Annotated in this window: 1 protein-coding gene; it reads left to right on the forward strand. The window is 59.3% G+C overall.

Annotation, left to right across the window (positions count from 1 at the left end; all coding sequences use genetic code 11):
* The coding region (locus tag SPL68_RS17925) for an Ig-like domain-containing protein (protein ID WP_323816563.1) at nt 1-285 on the forward strand (285 nt) is incomplete at both ends.

A 285-nucleotide genomic window follows, 5' to 3' on the forward strand; every position in this document is an offset into this window, starting at 1 on the left:
TGGCGGTACCACTACCAGCACCGTGACCATCGGTGTGACGCCGGTGAACGATGCGCCAGTCAGTGCCGATCAAACCCTCACTACCGATGAGGACGTAGCGCTGCCGGGTCAAATCGTGGCGACCGATGTTGATGGCGATACCTTGTCCTATGCCATCACCAGCAGTGCCACCAACGGCACCGTCTCTCTGAATGCCGCGACTGGTGCCTTTGTCTACACCCCGAACGCTAACTACAACGGCAGCGATGCATTCACCGTGACCATCAGCGATGGCAACGGCGGTAC

The sequence above is a fragment of the Cellvibrio chitinivorans genome, assembly GCF_035117775.1.
In the GTDB taxonomy this organism is placed as follows: domain Bacteria; phylum Pseudomonadota; class Gammaproteobacteria; order Pseudomonadales; family Cellvibrionaceae; genus Cellvibrio; species Cellvibrio chitinivorans.